This window comes from Paenibacillus sp. FSL H7-0703, from assembly GCF_038003485.1.
In the GTDB taxonomy this organism is placed as follows: Bacteria; Bacillota; Bacilli; order Paenibacillales; family Paenibacillaceae; genus Paenibacillus; species Paenibacillus polymyxa_B.
Genome location: NZ_JBBOPF010000001.1, coordinates 1,208,538 through 1,222,972, shown reverse-complemented (window position 1 = coordinate 1,222,972; position 14,435 = coordinate 1,208,538). Strand labels below are relative to the sequence as shown.

At 44.0% G+C, this 14,435-nt stretch carries 14 protein-coding genes; 7 read left to right on the top strand and 7 right to left on the bottom strand.

The genetic code is table 11. The annotated features are described in order from the left end of the window. Positions 1-156 precede the first annotated feature (156 nt). The 3 genes from MHB46_RS04910 to MHB46_RS04900 form a co-directional block, all read right to left on the bottom strand. A complete protein-coding gene (locus MHB46_RS04910) occupies positions 157-528 on the bottom strand; it encodes an iron chaperone (protein WP_165175703.1) in 372 nt (123 codons plus the stop codon). A gap of 241 nt (positions 529-769) precedes the next feature. Further along, on the bottom strand, positions 770-1,300 hold the full coding sequence (locus MHB46_RS04905) for a GNAT family N-acetyltransferase (protein ID WP_341161735.1): 531 nt from the start codon (positions 1,298-1,300) through the stop codon (positions 770-772). Between the two features lie 234 nt (positions 1,301-1,534). Continuing rightward, positions 1,535-2,569, bottom strand: a complete 1,035-nt coding sequence (locus MHB46_RS04900; protein ID WP_341161734.1) for a C40 family peptidase — start codon at positions 2,567-2,569, stop codon at positions 1,535-1,537. Positions 2,570-2,822: 253 nt separating this feature from the next. Here MHB46_RS04900 and MHB46_RS04895 point away from each other — a divergent pair, with 253 nt between their 5' ends. Then, complete coding sequence (locus MHB46_RS04895) at positions 2,823-3,974, top strand: iron-containing alcohol dehydrogenase (RefSeq protein ID WP_341161733.1); 1,152 nt, start codon at positions 2,823-2,825, stop codon at positions 3,972-3,974. Positions 3,975-4,069: 95 nt separating this feature from the next. Here the strand turns inward: MHB46_RS04895 and MHB46_RS04890 are convergent, their stop codons facing one another. Continuing rightward, complete coding sequence (locus tag MHB46_RS04890; RefSeq protein ID WP_250268070.1) at positions 4,070-4,666, bottom strand: TetR family transcriptional regulator; 597 nt, start codon at positions 4,664-4,666, stop codon at positions 4,070-4,072. Positions 4,667-4,913: 247 nt separating this feature from the next. Here MHB46_RS04890 and MHB46_RS04885 point away from each other — a divergent pair, with 247 nt between their 5' ends. The 5 genes from MHB46_RS04885 to MHB46_RS04865 all read left to right on the top strand — a co-directional run bounded on the left by MHB46_RS04885 (position 4,914) and on the right by MHB46_RS04865 (position 9,175). Beyond that, the gene (locus MHB46_RS04885) at positions 4,914-6,035 is read left to right on the top strand and encodes an NADH:flavin oxidoreductase (protein ID WP_341161732.1); all 1,122 of its coding nucleotides are present in this window, start codon (positions 4,914-4,916) and stop codon (positions 6,033-6,035) included. A gap of 346 nt (positions 6,036-6,381) precedes the next feature. Then, complete coding sequence (locus MHB46_RS04880; protein WP_341161731.1) at positions 6,382-6,804, top strand: MarR family winged helix-turn-helix transcriptional regulator; 423 nt, start codon at positions 6,382-6,384, stop codon at positions 6,802-6,804. A gap of 72 nt (positions 6,805-6,876) precedes the next feature. Beyond that, entirely contained in the window at positions 6,877-7,458 is a 582-nt protein-coding gene (locus MHB46_RS04875; protein ID WP_341161730.1) for an NAD(P)H-dependent oxidoreductase, read from the top strand. Positions 7,459-7,885: 427 nt separating this feature from the next. Continuing rightward, positions 7,886-8,323 carry a MarR family winged helix-turn-helix transcriptional regulator gene (locus tag MHB46_RS04870; RefSeq protein ID WP_165175690.1) on the top strand — a complete coding sequence of 146 codons (438 nt, stop codon included), beginning with the start codon at positions 7,886-7,888 and terminating at the stop codon, positions 8,321-8,323. 21 nt (positions 8,324-8,344) lie between these two features. After that, positions 8,345-9,175 (top strand): DegV family protein, encoded by an 831-nt coding sequence (locus tag MHB46_RS04865; RefSeq protein ID WP_025718529.1) that lies wholly within the window; start codon positions 8,345-8,347, stop codon positions 9,173-9,175. Positions 9,176-9,248: 73 nt separating this feature from the next. Here MHB46_RS04865 and MHB46_RS04860 read toward each other — a convergent pair whose 3' ends face one another. The 3 genes from MHB46_RS04860 to MHB46_RS04850 all read right to left on the bottom strand — a co-directional run bounded on the left by MHB46_RS04860 (position 9,249) and on the right by MHB46_RS04850 (position 13,418). After that, positions 9,249-9,884, bottom strand: coding sequence for a BclA C-terminal domain-containing protein (locus tag MHB46_RS04860; protein ID WP_061831340.1), 636 nt, complete (start codon positions 9,882-9,884; stop codon positions 9,249-9,251). Between the two features lie 210 nt (positions 9,885-10,094). Beyond that, positions 10,095-11,321, bottom strand: a complete 1,227-nt coding sequence (locus MHB46_RS04855; protein WP_341161729.1) for an MFS transporter — start codon at positions 11,319-11,321, stop codon at positions 10,095-10,097. A gap of 69 nt (positions 11,322-11,390) precedes the next feature. Beyond that, the gene (locus MHB46_RS04850) at positions 11,391-13,418 is read right to left on the bottom strand and encodes a beta-galactosidase (RefSeq protein ID WP_341161728.1); all 2,028 of its coding nucleotides are present in this window, start codon (positions 13,416-13,418) and stop codon (positions 11,391-11,393) included. A gap of 138 nt (positions 13,419-13,556) precedes the next feature. Here MHB46_RS04850 and MHB46_RS04845 point away from each other — a divergent pair, with 138 nt between their 5' ends. Beyond that, a complete protein-coding gene (locus tag MHB46_RS04845) occupies positions 13,557-14,393 on the top strand; it encodes an AraC family transcriptional regulator (protein WP_061831343.1) in 837 nt (278 codons plus the stop codon). The last annotated feature ends 42 nt before the right edge of the window (positions 14,394-14,435 follow it).

Below are 14,435 nucleotides of genomic sequence, written 5' to 3'. Positions count from 1 at the left end.
CTGTGCATGTAACAATCCATACTTTCCACATTATAGCATAGTGTTACTTTAAGGGTCATTAGCATGAGGAGATTTGGAAGGATGGTAGAGGGGCGAGAAGAAACATACTTATTTGTGATGCTCGATGTATAGTTTTACGAGAAAAGGAACCTTTTTTTATCCCCGCCAAAAGGTTGAACAGTCTGCCTTATCCAAAATATTAAACTCGATCATTTTCTCAAGTAATGAGAAATCAACGGGACTATCCCACTGGATACGTACCAACTGCTTGGTGTGATCATAGCCAGCCTGCATAATTAACTCAGAAAAATGATTAATCCCTGCCTTTTCAGGGGCAACGGCCAAATGATGTTTGGCTACGCTAAAGCCAATAATAAATGTGCCGTGATCCGTAAACATAGGCTGACTCCACGCAATTTTTGCCATTAAATTTGGAAACTTCTTGGTTACCCAAGCCAAAACCTCTTGCGTTCGAGCCCGATGTTGGGGGTTATCAATATGCGCTAAATATTCTGCAAAAGCTTCCATGTTGTTCCCTCCTTAATTAAAAATTATATCGTTCAGAAAAGTTCCTCAAATCTATTTGTCGTTAAAACTCCTCACAGAATGGCTCAGACACATTCTTAACAACACCTATTTCCAACTATATATATTTTCAAACTAGATAGTCAAAATGGTTTAACTATCATTTTATCGCAGCAACATGTTTCTCAAGCAGTAATTGTCTGTTGAAAAATACAAAAATATATTTAGATATAAAAAATACCTTTTATGCTCTGTTATATTCCTCAGCAAGAATAGAGTACAAATATGAATCATGAAACTCGCCTTTGTAGTACCAGTGTTCACGCATCAAACCTTCACGTTGCATTCCAATCTGTTGCATAACCTTCTCAGAAGCTTTGTTTTCTGGACGACATGTTGCATAAATACGGTGGACAGCAAGTGTGCTAAATCCAAAGTCTAGTAACGCTCGTGCTGCCTCTGCTGCATAACCCTTCCCTTGATAATCGGGATTCAAAACATAACCCATTTCTGCATTAGTATCTTTGACATGAATACCAACACCGCCGATCAGCGTTCCATTGTTTTTCAGACAAACGGCTAGTTCATAGTCTTGTCGTGGCTGTTCCTGCTGTGAAGCTAGAACTTGTTCTATATATGCCTTTGTATCTTCTTCTGTATTCGGTCCCCAGGCCGTATATCTAGTAACTTCAGGCAATGACGTGTAGGTATGTATACTTTCCCAATCGGATCTGCCAATATCACGAATGATGAGCCGATTTGTCTCAAATTGCATAACGATTCCTCCTGTCTATAATCAACAGACTCTACTTAGTATTTTAAAACGATTAACATCTCAATCCAATCTTTTATGCGTTCGTAGCCTTTAAACGTTGGACCTCCATTTAACAATGAACCCAGACCTTTTGCCGCCTGAACGCAAACCGCAAGGGAGGCGTCCGACAAAAGGCAATCAGAAGATAATGAGTGTGGTGCTGGAATCCTCCTGTTATTGGCTATCTGGTTCGTCCTAAAACAGCCTGCGCGCTGTTACGAAACGTTTCTGCCATTTATCATCAAGCGTGTCAAAATGAACGCCGCGTTCTTTGGAGAAGGTATGCAGCAACTTGTTGTTCCCTGCATAGATAGCCACATGGCCGATCTCCAGGCCGCGTGCGCTGAAGAACAGCAGATCGCCTTTGCGCAGCTCGTTCAGCCCGACTTTCCGGCCTTCTTTAGCCTGATCGTAAGAGACACGGGGGAGGTCGATGGAGAGCGTATGTCGGAACACTTCCCCCACAAAAGAAGAACAATCAAAGGTCGATGTCTGACCGCTTGCTGCGCCGAATTCATAAGGAGTTCCAAGGAATTTCTCTCCGTAGGCGATCAGTTCATCTCCCTGTCGTTCCACCAGGGATGGGCTGGTATAATCGCTGTATTTTGGTTTAGCCGATATGTATCCGGTCAGGTTGTCTTTAGTGCGCACTTCCAGCCAGAGAGCATTGACCTCGCGAATGACATGAACCTTTTCGTCGGCTGGAATAAGCCGCAGGGAAGGGGAAGCTCCCGCTGAATCTGGTTCGTTGCGTAGGTTGACCCTGGAAAGAACTGTTGTGAAAAAATCGTCCCTGGAGGCAATCCGGATTGTACGGGTAAGGGCATCCCACTTCACTGTGCTCCCAAGTGCTTCGCTCACAAAACGCAGTGGAATCATCGTGTTGCCCTCAACGATCTGTCCCGGAACATTCAGGGACATCGTTTTGCCGTTTAGGGTGGCAGCGAGTTCCCCAATGTGGTAGGTCAGCACCGTGTCGGTTTTGGTTGCTGTTACGGTTTTGCTGAATCCGTTCCAGGAAAGCACAGCTCCTTGCGCCTCAAACAACTGACGCATGGGGACGAGCGTTGTCCCGTCTAGCAGCAGCGGCTGGACGGCAAGCTGAAGCGGGCGGTCATCTACATAAACGGTTGTCACCGGAGTCGTCCGTACCGACTTTGCATACGACGGGTTTGCCTGGAGCAGTGATACCGCTAGCAGAGCTAGCAATGCTTTCTTGTTGATTATCATGCTGTTATCACCTCATTGTGAATATGTTCATCTAAGTTGTACGAGACTGCATCCGATTAGTTGTGTACTAAATATTGGGTTCATTTAATAAAACAAAACAAACAAACATAAAACAAAATAATATCTGTGTTTTATTATTGACATCAAAATAAAATAAAGATAAAATTATAAATGTGAAACATTTCACTTTTAAGAGATATCCCTATATTTAGCGAGGCAATAAGAAGTGAATCCTTTAGGAGGCCGATTTTTTATGAGCGCACATGTATTTTTTGTACCATCTATCAATCTTATGGGAACAGGCTGTTTACAAGAAGTTGGGCCGTATATAAAAGAACTGAATTTAAACAAAGCTCTAGTCGTTACGGATAAATTTTTGATGAAGAGTGGCATTGCAGGCAAGGTTACATCTTTGCTGGATGATATTGGGTTGAACTATGCGGTATACGATGAAGTAAAACCAAATCCGACCTGTAAAAATGTACATGATGGTGTTCAGTTTCTGCAAGAAAACGGATGTGACTTTTTAATTTCGATTGGCGGAGGATCACCACAGGATACGGCTAAGGGAATCGGCATTATTGCTACCAATGGGGGACATATAACCGAGTATGAGGGCGTTCATAAATCGACGCATAAATCGCTTCCTATTGTGGCTATTAATACCACAGCAGGAACATCGGCTGAAATCACGATTAATTATGTCATTACGGACGAAGAGCGCAAGGTCAAGATGGTTATGGTTGATAAGAATAGTGTTGCTACGATTTCGGTCAACGACCCTGAACTGATGGTAGATAAACCCGCCGCGTTAACGGCAGCTACAGGGCTAGATGCTTTGACCCACGCTATTGAAGCTTTGGTTACGCCAGGCTCCTATCCTGTAACGGATGCGACTGCGTTGGCAGCAGTAGAGATTATTTTTAATTATTTGACCCGTACGGTGAGCAACGGTCATGATATAGAAGCACGTGAGCAAATGGTATACGCTATTTTCTTGGGAGGACTTGCATTTAATAATGCCGGATTGGGTTACGTTCATGCGATGGCGCATCAGCTTGGCGGCGTATACGATTTGCCTCATGGTGTTTGCAATGCCATGCTGCTGCCGATTGTGGAGGAGGAGAACGCCAAGCATGTACCAGAGAAATTTCGTGCCATCGCTAAGGTCATCGGTTTTGAAGATAAGGGGAAAACGGATAAGGAATGCGCAGACTATGTAATCCAAAGAATCAAAGACCTGTCGAAGGAAGTTGGGATTCCTTCCAAACTTTCTGAACTGGGTGTAAATGAAGTGGATTTGGATCTGCTTGCCGAGAACTCAATGAAGGATGCTTGCGCTCCGGGCAATCCGTTCATACCTAGCAAAGAACAAGTTATCGAGATGTTTAAGAAAATTCTTTAAATAAAAGATGCAATTATTTTACTAAATACTATAAGGGCTGTCCCAGGAAATGATCGAAGAATACTGGGAACGGCCCTTTTTATTTGCATTTTCTACTAAGAAATTTGTGAAACTAGAGATAAGACAACCCCATTGAATATTAATGGCACAGCTCTCTCGGCTAAATCTGTAGGGGACTCTTTTTTTCCTTCCACATTCCAGCGAAAGGTTACACCATAAATGGACCAGCTTAAAATAGTCGCGGCAAGTTCTAACGTTCTTGGGTCTGTATTACTGGTTCCTCTTGTTATGAGTTGAAGTATGAATTGCTCTAATTGATTCTTAATATGTTCTTCCAGGATGGGTGCGACTGAATTATATTTATGGACGCATTGGTTACTAGTGTCATGATAGTCGCATAACGAAAGAATAAGTTTCTGAATGGTCCCCTCCGACAAACGCGCCTCAGCATCAATCCTCTTAATAACATGCTCCAAAAATGCTTCTGACAAAAGGGTTTCAAGCAGTGCATATTTATCTTGAAAATGTGCATAGAACGTAGCACGGTTAACGGTGGCTTTTTGGGTAATGTCATTGATCGTAATCGTGTAGAAGTCTTTCTTATTTAATTGGTCAGTGAATGCGTCGAGAATTAGTCTACGTGTTCGAATGACGCGCGGATCGTTTGGGTTGGGTGAGGTTACACCAGGCATCCTCAAGACACTCCTTTCAGGTAAATTAAATGATTCCCCCATTATAAACATGTGTTGTTTTGTCAACAAGTGAGTTTAGTTATACAACAATTTTATAACCCTTTTGGTTAAGCAACAGAATGAACATTTTGTCGGTTGAATGATAAATTAAACATTGCTAACATTTCACTTGCACCCCGTTTGATGGTGCACGAGTCTTTTATAAAATCGCTAAAAAGCGATAAAAGAAAATGAGGAGGTACAATCCTTGAGTAATCAACCGCAAAATGTCCATTCAACAGAATATTTATTTCAACCTTATACCATTCATAATCTGACCCTACAGACTCGTATTGTAATGCCGGCAATGGGCCGCGCTTTTTCACCAAATGGTGTGCCAGGACCGGATGTAGCCGCTTATTATCGCCGTCGCGCAGAGAATGATGTAGGCCTTATTATTACTGAAGGCGCAGTGATTGACCATCCGGCTGGAACAAGTGAGCCGAGGATACCTAATTTTTATGGGGAAGCGGCTTTAAACGGTTGGGCTGAAGTGGTCAGACAGGTTCATGAAGCTGGTAGTAAAATTTTCCCACAGCTTTGGCATATGGGGATGGCTCGTCCTTTGGGATCTCAGCCGAATCCCGAAGCGCTATCGATTGGTCCATCGGGGCTGGATCTGGAAGGCAATAAAGTGACCGAGCCGATGACAGAAGAAGAAATCGCCAAGGTCATTGGCGCCTATGTCGATGCAGCTGCGAATGCAAAACGACTGGGCTTTGACGGCGTTGAAATTCACGGAGCACACGGCTATCTGGTTGATCAATTCTTTTGGGAGAGAACGAACCAACGTACGGATCGCTATGGTGGTGATATCATAAAACGTGCTCAATTCGCCATTGAGCTTGTGGAAGCTATTCGTGCTGAGGTTGGCCCTGATTACCCTATTGCCATGCGCCTATCCCAATGGAAAATGAATGATTACAACGCAAAGCCGTTCGATACACCGGATAAACTGGGGCAGCTCCTGAATGTGTTAGTACAAGCGGGCGTGGACATCTTCCATTGCTCGACACGTCGCTTTTGGGTACCTGAATTTGAAGGCTCCGATTTGAGCTTTGCCGGATGGGTGAAGAAACTGACTGGAAAAACCACGATTACGGTTGGCTCTGTAGGTCTGGATGAGGATTTTGTAAGTTATATGGAAGGGAAAGGGGCAGGACACCAAGATATTAATGAACTTCTGGAACGGCTGGACAACAATGAATTTGATTTGGTAGCTGTTGGGCGTGCGCTTCTGGGCGATCCTGCATGGGCTACGAAAATACGTGAAGGTCGAATTCATGATCTTCAAACTTTCACACCTGAGGTACTTCAAACGCTCAACTAAAACATATCATACTTTGAACACCTCTTCATTTCATAAATAAACACTGTAAGCCAAAATACTCAAAGTCAGATAAGGAACTTTGGTATTTTGGCTTTTTTATGCGTCTGCGATAGTAGTCCACCATGAACCATTTTAGATTAAGTCATATTTGCTCTAAAGTTGTCTTTTCTTGGGTACTCAAGTATTGAATTTTTTTAAAAAGCTGCTCCATTTAAAAAGCTACTATCTATTTTAGATTTCATTATATCAAACTTAATCGTAGTTCTTTGAATCATTCATATACTAAAACCCGATCAGACTGACACCAACACTTGATATATATAGATGTCTATGTAATAATGCTTGTATGTTAAAAAATAATGCAGCTGCACTGATAGGAACCATTAGAGACTCGATCAATAAATTGATTGTGTCTGAGCTCGAATCGAATGGAATTGAAGGGATTGTTCCTACTCATGGCGGAATCCTAATGTTCCTTTATCAAAAAGACGGGCTCTCCATTAAGGAATTGACGCAAAAAATTTCTCGTCAGCAACCCACGGTCACTGTTTTGATCGACAAGCTAGTGAAGTTGGGATATGTCGAAAGAAAAAAAGAAAGGGAGGATAGCCGAGTTACCCTGATATTTCTGACCGATAAGGGAAGAGAGATAGAGCCTGTATTTGAGATGATCTCCAATAGATTACAAGAAACCGTCTATGGTGGTCTTAAAGATGAAGAAAAAGAACAGCTGGAATATTTGCTAGAGCATGTAAAAAACAGATTATAAATTTTTTTAAGTAAATGTATAGATATCTATATTAATATCAAAATAATAATAAAACATCTGGAGGTTATTAAAATGAAACATCTTATTATCTATGCTCACTCTAACGCAGAAAGCTTCAATCACGCGATACTCGAAACGGTTGTAAATACTCTGAAAGAAAAAGGTGATGAAGTCGTTGTACGCGATCTATATGCCCTTGATTTTCAACCTGTATTAAAACCTGAGGATACTGCCGCTATGAGAGCAGGGCAAACTCCGGCTGATATCAAAATGGAGCAGGAGTACATTTCACAGTCCGATACGATCACGTTTATTTCTCCCATTTGGTGGACAGGTCTTCCGGCTATCCTGAAAGGTTATGTAGATCGTGTATTTGCATACGGCTTTGCATATACGGCTGGTCCGGAAGGGATTAATAAGCTGCTTACAGGTAAAAAAGGGTTTATCGTGAATACACATGGTACTCCTAACGCAATCTATGATGAAATCGGTATGACCGCAGGATTGAAGCTCACATCCGATACGGGAATTTTTGATTTCGTTGGAATTGAATCCGTCGGTCACTTACTGCTTGGAAGTATCGGCTACCTTGATGATGATGGCTATAAAGGGCTGCTACAGCAAGTACAAGACACAGTTAAAACGGTGCTGTAAAGTCAGTTTATGTTCTCTTAGAAACGTAAGACATTCTTTAAATGATGAGGTCAACCCGTATTTAGTGGTTGGCCTTTTCTTGTAAATGCTTATATTTCTCCAACATCCCGGTCCATAGATCTTTTGAATTTGTAATAGCATCTTGGGGCAGATGTAACTGGACATTCAAGGGTGGACGTCTGGCTGAGCTTCCTTGAAAAACAATTGTGGGATTGGCGAAGAGTAAACCGTTTCATCTTATGTAACAACTCCTTTACTATAAACTGGCAAGAGGTGATCAAGCTTATTTTTTCTTATTCGACGCTGAGCTCATTAACCCTTGTATTAAAATTCACAAATATTTCATTGTTATTATCGTGGGCAATTCATTATAGTACATAGTATTAATAGTTAACTGTATGTATTATGTGTGTTGCGGAGGTTCACTATGAAATATTATGAACTAAGGGACGAATTGAGAGAATCCGTTAACCGGATTTATGACATGGAATTATTCAGTAGCCTGACGGAGCTTGTTCAGGGGGAAAACCATGTGCTTCAATATTTAGTTCAGCATCGGGATGATGAAATTAATCCTTCCTTGCTCAGCGATCATCTGCATGTATCCAGATCAAGAATTACGGCAGCGCTTACGGGATTAAGGAAAAAAGGCTATGTGACTATGGAAATGTCTGAGCATGACAGACGACGAATGTGTGTAAGGCTCACAGTAGATGGTGAATCCTTGATCAAACAGAAGCAAGAGAGAATTGAAGGTTATTTTGAAGCGCTTGTAGTAGGTTTGGGTGAGAAGAATGTGAAGGAATTTATACGGTTAATTGAGCTTTCTTTGAGTATTATGAATGCGCGTTCTATTGAAAAATAACATAATGTGAGGGTGTACCGGGTGAGATATAAAATAATAGCGGATAGCTGCTGTGATTTAACGAGAGAGCTTAGAGAAGAGATGCAAGTTACTACGATTCCGTTGAATATGACGCTGGGAGATAAATGCTTTGTAGATGATGACACATTAGACTTGCCTCAGTTTATGGAAGAAATGAAAGCCTGTACAACCAAAATTGGATCCGCATCACCGTCACCTATGCTGTATAAGGAAGCCTTTCAAGGTGCGCATACTTCTTTTGCCATTACATTATCCAGCAACCTGTCCAGTTCGTATTCCAGTGCATTGGTAGGAAAAGATATGGCGGAAGAAGAAGGGGCGGATGTTCATGTATTTGATTCGAAAAGCGCTTCGGCTGGACAGCTCTTGTTAGCTCTAAAACTACGCAAGTTGATTGACGAGGGATATCATAAAAGCGAAATTATTTCTTCCTTGGAGAGCTTTATTAGCAAGATGAAAACCTACTTTGTTTTAGAAAATCTGGATAATTTGGTTAAGAACGGACGAATGAACAAAATCACTGGAAAGATACTTTCACTCTTGCATATCAGGCCTATTTTAGGCTCGGATGGTGACGGGAATATCGCATTTTTTACTCAAGCACGCGGTCAGAATCAAATTATCGAAAAGCTGGCAGATACTATTGAAAAAAGTGGTCGGGCTACCGAAGGAGAAAGCATCGTCATTACTCACTGCAATAATCCTGGGCTGGCGGAAAAATTAATGAATGCGCTGAAGAAACGCTATCAATTTAAAGATATTCATATTGTGTCCACCAGAGGGATTAGTTCAATGTACGCTAATGACAAAGGGATCATTATGGCCTTTTAAAAATATTCAGGGTTTATCCTCGCTGTATGGATAAACCCTTTTTAGTACACTGAGACTTTGCGGGAGTTCAAGCCTATCTCAATTTTCTAATGAGGACAGAAGCGTTTATGCTGGCTTGAGTTCCTCCGGCTTGTGTTTGCAGGGTAACAGCAGTAGTAGAGCTATGGTTTCGCAAAGTAAGGACGTCACCGCATGCCAGAGCGAGGATGGCTTGCCCTGTGTTCTGTTGTGTCCCGGCTCCTGAGCCGTATACAGTTCCCTCAGCCAGTGCGCCATTAATAAAGAGGGCGAATTGGTTAGGTTCCACGCCGGACACCGAAAAGTGAACTTCATATTTTCCAGCATCGGATACAGCAATCTGTGTAGTTCCTGGAACATGAGCAATTCCAGGTGTAAGTATACCGTTTGTATCCAAAATGACATCCCCTTCAATCGGAACAACTTGGGGCTTCACATTATAAATATAACCGAACTGCGCTAAATCACCTATGGTTCCAGAATCCCCTTCAGGCCCTAAAGCGCCATGATTAATATTCACACTTACAAGTTGCTTTTTGACGATGATGTCTTTCCCGAACCCTTTCCGTTTCGAGCGGCCTTTTCTCTTTGGGGGCTTTTCCTCAAACTTTTTTTCTAACTTATCAAACCAGGCACGAACAAAAACATTTTTTTTACGGCCTTTTTTTCGTTTTAATTCAGGATGACCCAATACAAACACCTCCATATGGTTTGTTGTATACTACTCCATTCATCTAGAGGAGGCATGGATATCTGTCCTGTGATCCATAGGAAACGATCTATTTTGACTGAAAACAGGCTGCTGTACAAGGTACATTCGTCTAGTATGTAAAAAAGCACCTTTGAATGTGCACTTGGATGATAACCAAGGAACAGACAAAGGCGCCAGTAGAGACGTGTATCATGATGAAGCGGTTTGAAGCCGCTTTTTGCGCACATATAGGGCGTACAAGATGCCCCCAAGCAGACACAGGATGCAGGCGAAGCCTGCCAGCAACCACGCCGATGAGACTGCTCCACCACGATCCATGCTATTTCCGAGCCATAAAGGCAGCAGAGCTCCTCCAACTCCACCTGCGCCTATAAGCAGGCTGGTGGTGGATTCTTCGGTGCCTGGCATCATTTTGCTGGCAAAAACAAGTGCGATGGAGAAGATCCCGGACATGCCCAGCCCCAGCAGTACAATAAGGATAAAGGCGCCGGCAGTGCCTTTGATCAGCGGGAACACGCATAGCAGCAAGGTCGCTGCCAGCGAGCTCAGGGCGACAAAGACACCGTAGCCGTATCGATCGGCAATGTAGCCTGTGAATAACCGGCCGGTAGCCATTGCTAACCAGAAGCAGGTGACACTAAGTGCTGCTTCGGCTTGCGTGAGACCCAAACGTTCGATGAACATGGAGGGCAGGAAATTAGCCAGGCTCATCTCTGTTCCTACATAGATAAAGAAAAAGACGATAAATAGTGCAAGTAGCTTCCAATTGCCTATAGGGCTACCTTTAGAAGCCTCTACCGTGGGGGATTTGGATGAGTTAGTGGAACGCGCATGGTTGTCACCTCGGTGTTCCTGTTGGTCTAATACAGCGTCCAGCGTGCCGAAGGACCCACGCAGCCAAGCTATGACGGTCATGGCTGCAAACATGGAAATGATGGGAAAGGCCAATCGCCACCAACCGAGAGAAATGAGCTGGCTGGCGATAGCGGGCATAGCCAACGCGCCGATCCCAAAAAAGACTTCCAGACGGCTCATCGCCGCGCCCGTTCCTTGAGTAATACCGCTGATAATAATAGTGCCAATGAGTGTTTCTACCATGCCGAAGCCAAACCCGGCTGCTGCCCCGACGGCATATAGCCAACCCCAAGGCGGCAGCAATGAGTACAGCACTTCAGCCGCGCACAGCAGGAGCAGGGCGAATACTAGACTTCGGCGTTTGCCGAAACGCCGGGCTAGCCACGGCGACAGCAGGACTCCAGCCAGAAAACCGGAAAATTGAGCGAAGATTAGGCTTCCGCCGTCCGTATAGTTTCTACCGTAATGCTCTAACAACACAGGCAGTAGGGAGCCTACAACCACGTGTGCCAGTCCGATTAAAAAATAAGACAAGCTGCCGATCCATAGCAGTCGTTTCATGATGAACTCCTTTGATACCTAGATTTGACTCATGCAGCAAGCTGAACTGCATGAGTCAAATCTGAGTGATTATGATAGCTCCAGTACATGAAAGCCGTAGCCTTCAATAGAAATTTCTCCTTCCAGGTATTTACCGCTGATCAGCTCGTTCCCTTTCTGATCATCCAGATGATATTGCTGCGTCTGGGCGTTATGATTCAGAACGAATAGATATGATTTTCCATCTTTGGTCCGGACAGTGGCTTCTACACCCGCAGGAGCGCGCAGCAGGGATGGAATCCCTTTTTGCTCACAAATGTAGCCCAGTAGGCCATCAAGGAAAGTCTCTTCAGGATCTGAAGCAACGTACCATGCCTCACCTTGACCGAAACCATTGCGTGTCAGCACTGGCATGCCCTGATAGAAATCATCGCCGTATTCGGCCAGTACTTCGGCGCCTTCGCTATGCAACAAGTCACAGAGTAGACCGCATTTATATTCACCTTGTAATACGCCCACCTTTTCTTTCAATACAATGCGATTGTGTGATTCCGGCAGAAGCGCGTCAATTTCTTCCACCCAGATCCCAAGCAAGTTACGCAGTTTACCAGGATATCCTCCGGTTGTGACCAGATCATTTTCATTTACAATGCCACTGAAAAAGGTCGTTACGAAGGTGCCACCATGCTCTGTGAATTGTTCCAGCTTCTCGGCGGTACCCGGCTTGACCATGTAGAGTACAGGCGCGATAATGAGATCATATTTCTGGAAATCTGCATCAACAGAAACCAGGTCTACCTGTACATTCCGCCGGAAGAGGGGAGCATAATACTTGTGTACCTGATCCATATATTTCAAGGCAACAGAAGGGCCGCTTGATTTTTCCAAAGCCCACCAATTGTCCCAATCGAATAAAATGGCTACTTTGGCATTAACGGTCGCGTCAAGTAGCGTGTTGCCTAATGCGCCAAGCTCACTGCCAAGCTGTGCCACCTCGCGAAATACACGTGTGTTCTCATGCCCGGCATGTTCAATGACGGCCCCGTGGAATTTCTCACAAGCGCCGATCGAGCGGCGAAGCTGGAAGAACATGACCGTGTCCGCGCCATGCGCGACTGCCTGATAACTCCATAATCGCATAACGCCAGGCCGTTTAAGCGAATTATACGCCTGCCAGTTCTGCTGGCTCGGTGTTTGCTCCATCAGCATAAAGGGTTGCCCATCCTTCAAGCCGCGCATCAGATCGTGCGCCATCGCCGTATAGCTTATCGGAGTATTGGCCCCGGGATAGCTGTCCCAAGATACAATATCCATGTGCTTAGCCCATTTAAAATAGTCCAGTTGTTTAAAAAAGCCCATCAGATTGGTCGTTATCACGGCATCGGGAACATGTTTTTTAATCGCGTTATACTCCAGCAGATAACAATCAAGCATACTGTCTGAATTAAAGCGTGCATAATCGAGGGATATGCCCTGAAAGGTCGAGTGATTTTCTCCCCAATGCTCGCTCAGATTATTTGGTGGTACAATTTCATCCCAATCATAGAAGGTGTGACCCCAGAAGGAAGTATTCCACACCCGGTTTAGTTCTTCCAGTGATCCGTATTTTTGCTTGAGCCACACCCGAAATGCGGCCGCACAGTTATCACAATAGCAATCCCCGCCGTACTCATTGGACACGTGCCACACGAGGATCGCAGGATGGTTTTTGTATCGTTCTGCAAGTCGGTCAGCCATCTGCTCCGCATATCTTCGGTAAGTTGGGCTATTCGGACAAGAGTTGTGGCGTCCGCCGAATTTCCGCTTACGCCCGTCAGCATCGACCCGCAGAATGTCGGGATAACGCGTAGCCATCCAGGCTGGATGCGCTGCCGTGCTAGTAGCTAAACAAACGAAGATATAGCTTTCATAAAGACTGTCAATCAATTGATCCAGCCATTCAAAATGATATGTGATTTCGTCGGATTGAATTTTGGCCCATGAGAATACGTTGACCGTGGCGATATCAATCCCTGCCTGCCTGAACATCCGTAAATCTTCCTGATGTGTGGCCTCATCCCATTGCTCAGGATTATAATCTCCACCGTAAAATACTTTAGGAAGTTTGCTGCTTATCATGCCAATCACCTCTGTATATAAGAATAATCCTATCTTATAATACAAATAACTGCTTTTAAATATAATAAAATGAACGTGTATATAACAATATGGATCTACATGTGAAATACATACCCGCATACGCCGGAGGTGCTTTTTATGATTTTAACTCCCCATCATTTAAGATTTTTCCTGACTACGCGTGAGCATTCTTTACCCCTTTTTATTGAAAGTATCGGATTTAACAGCAGGCAGGAAGATGTGTCCCGTCCAGAGGGTTATCCGTGCTTTCACTGGATTCAGACGGTGTCTGGTGAAGGGATATTTACATTTAAAGGGGGGAGCTTCCGTTTGGGAGAGCAGTCCGGGGTTCTGCTGCTGCCCGGGGAATCCCATGCATACAGACGGGCGACCAAGGTATGGCGAACGTTATACATTACATTTGACGGCCCCATCGCCGCTGCTGTATTGACTGCACTGGGATTGAAGCATACGCGTGGATATCATTGGGACCCGGATAGCGAGCTACACAGCTTTGGGGAAACGATGCTCCATTCCATGGTTAGTGAACGTGATTTGTCTGGATTAGATGCTTCGGCCAATATGTATCGTTTTCTGACTCTACTGCGTAAACATGGACAACATAGCTCAATGCCTTCCCTCTCCCATAATGTGGAACGTTTAACCCCTGTACTGGCCTTTATGGAGCAAAATTATGCCAGTCCAGATGTGGGCCTAGGTGATATGGCAGTTATGATGAATGTCAGCTCCCGCCATTTAAATACATTATTTAAGCAAGCGTTTGGTGTGACTTCTTATGCTTATCTGATTGTAATTCGGCTGCGGAAGGCCAAGGAAATGATGACGGAATATCCGCAATTAACAGTAAAGGAGATTTCGGAGCGTGTAGGCTTTCGGGATGCCAGTCATTTTGTGGCAACTTTTCGCCGAGCTGAAGGAATTACGCCTGAAAGGTTCAAATTACTGTATACATAAGGGTATTTTATCGAAATACTCTTTCTTACTCGGGAATGCTCA

Coding starts and splice junctions, on each gene's coding strand:
- MHB46_RS04870 (WP_165175690.1), top strand. CDS start 7,886: ATGAAATATTATGAACTAAGGGACGAATTGAGAGAATCCGTTAACCGG.
- MHB46_RS04905 (WP_341161735.1), bottom strand. CDS start 1,300: ATGCAATTTGAGACAAATCGGCTCATCATTCGTGATATTGGCAGATCC.
- MHB46_RS04855 (WP_341161729.1), bottom strand. CDS start 11,321: ATGAAACGACTGCTATGGATCGGCAGCTTGTCTTATTTTTTAATCGGA.
- MHB46_RS04845 (WP_061831343.1), top strand. CDS start 13,557: ATGATTTTAACTCCCCATCATTTAAGATTTTTCCTGACTACGCGTGAG.
- MHB46_RS04880 (WP_341161731.1), top strand. CDS start 6,382: ATGTTAAAAAATAATGCAGCTGCACTGATAGGAACCATTAGAGACTCG.
- MHB46_RS04875 (WP_341161730.1), top strand. CDS start 6,877: ATGAAACATCTTATTATCTATGCTCACTCTAACGCAGAAAGCTTCAAT.
- MHB46_RS04900 (WP_341161734.1), bottom strand. CDS start 2,569: ATGATAATCAACAAGAAAGCATTGCTAGCTCTGCTAGCGGTATCACTG.
- MHB46_RS04910 (WP_165175703.1), bottom strand. CDS start 528: ATGGAAGCTTTTGCAGAATATTTAGCGCATATTGATAACCCCCAACAT.
- MHB46_RS04895 (WP_341161733.1), top strand. CDS start 2,823: ATGAGCGCACATGTATTTTTTGTACCATCTATCAATCTTATGGGAACA.
- MHB46_RS04890 (WP_250268070.1), bottom strand. CDS start 4,666: ATGCCTGGTGTAACCTCACCCAACCCAAACGATCCGCGCGTCATTCGA.
- MHB46_RS04850 (WP_341161728.1), bottom strand. CDS start 13,418: ATGATAAGCAGCAAACTTCCTAAAGTATTTTACGGTGGAGATTATAAT.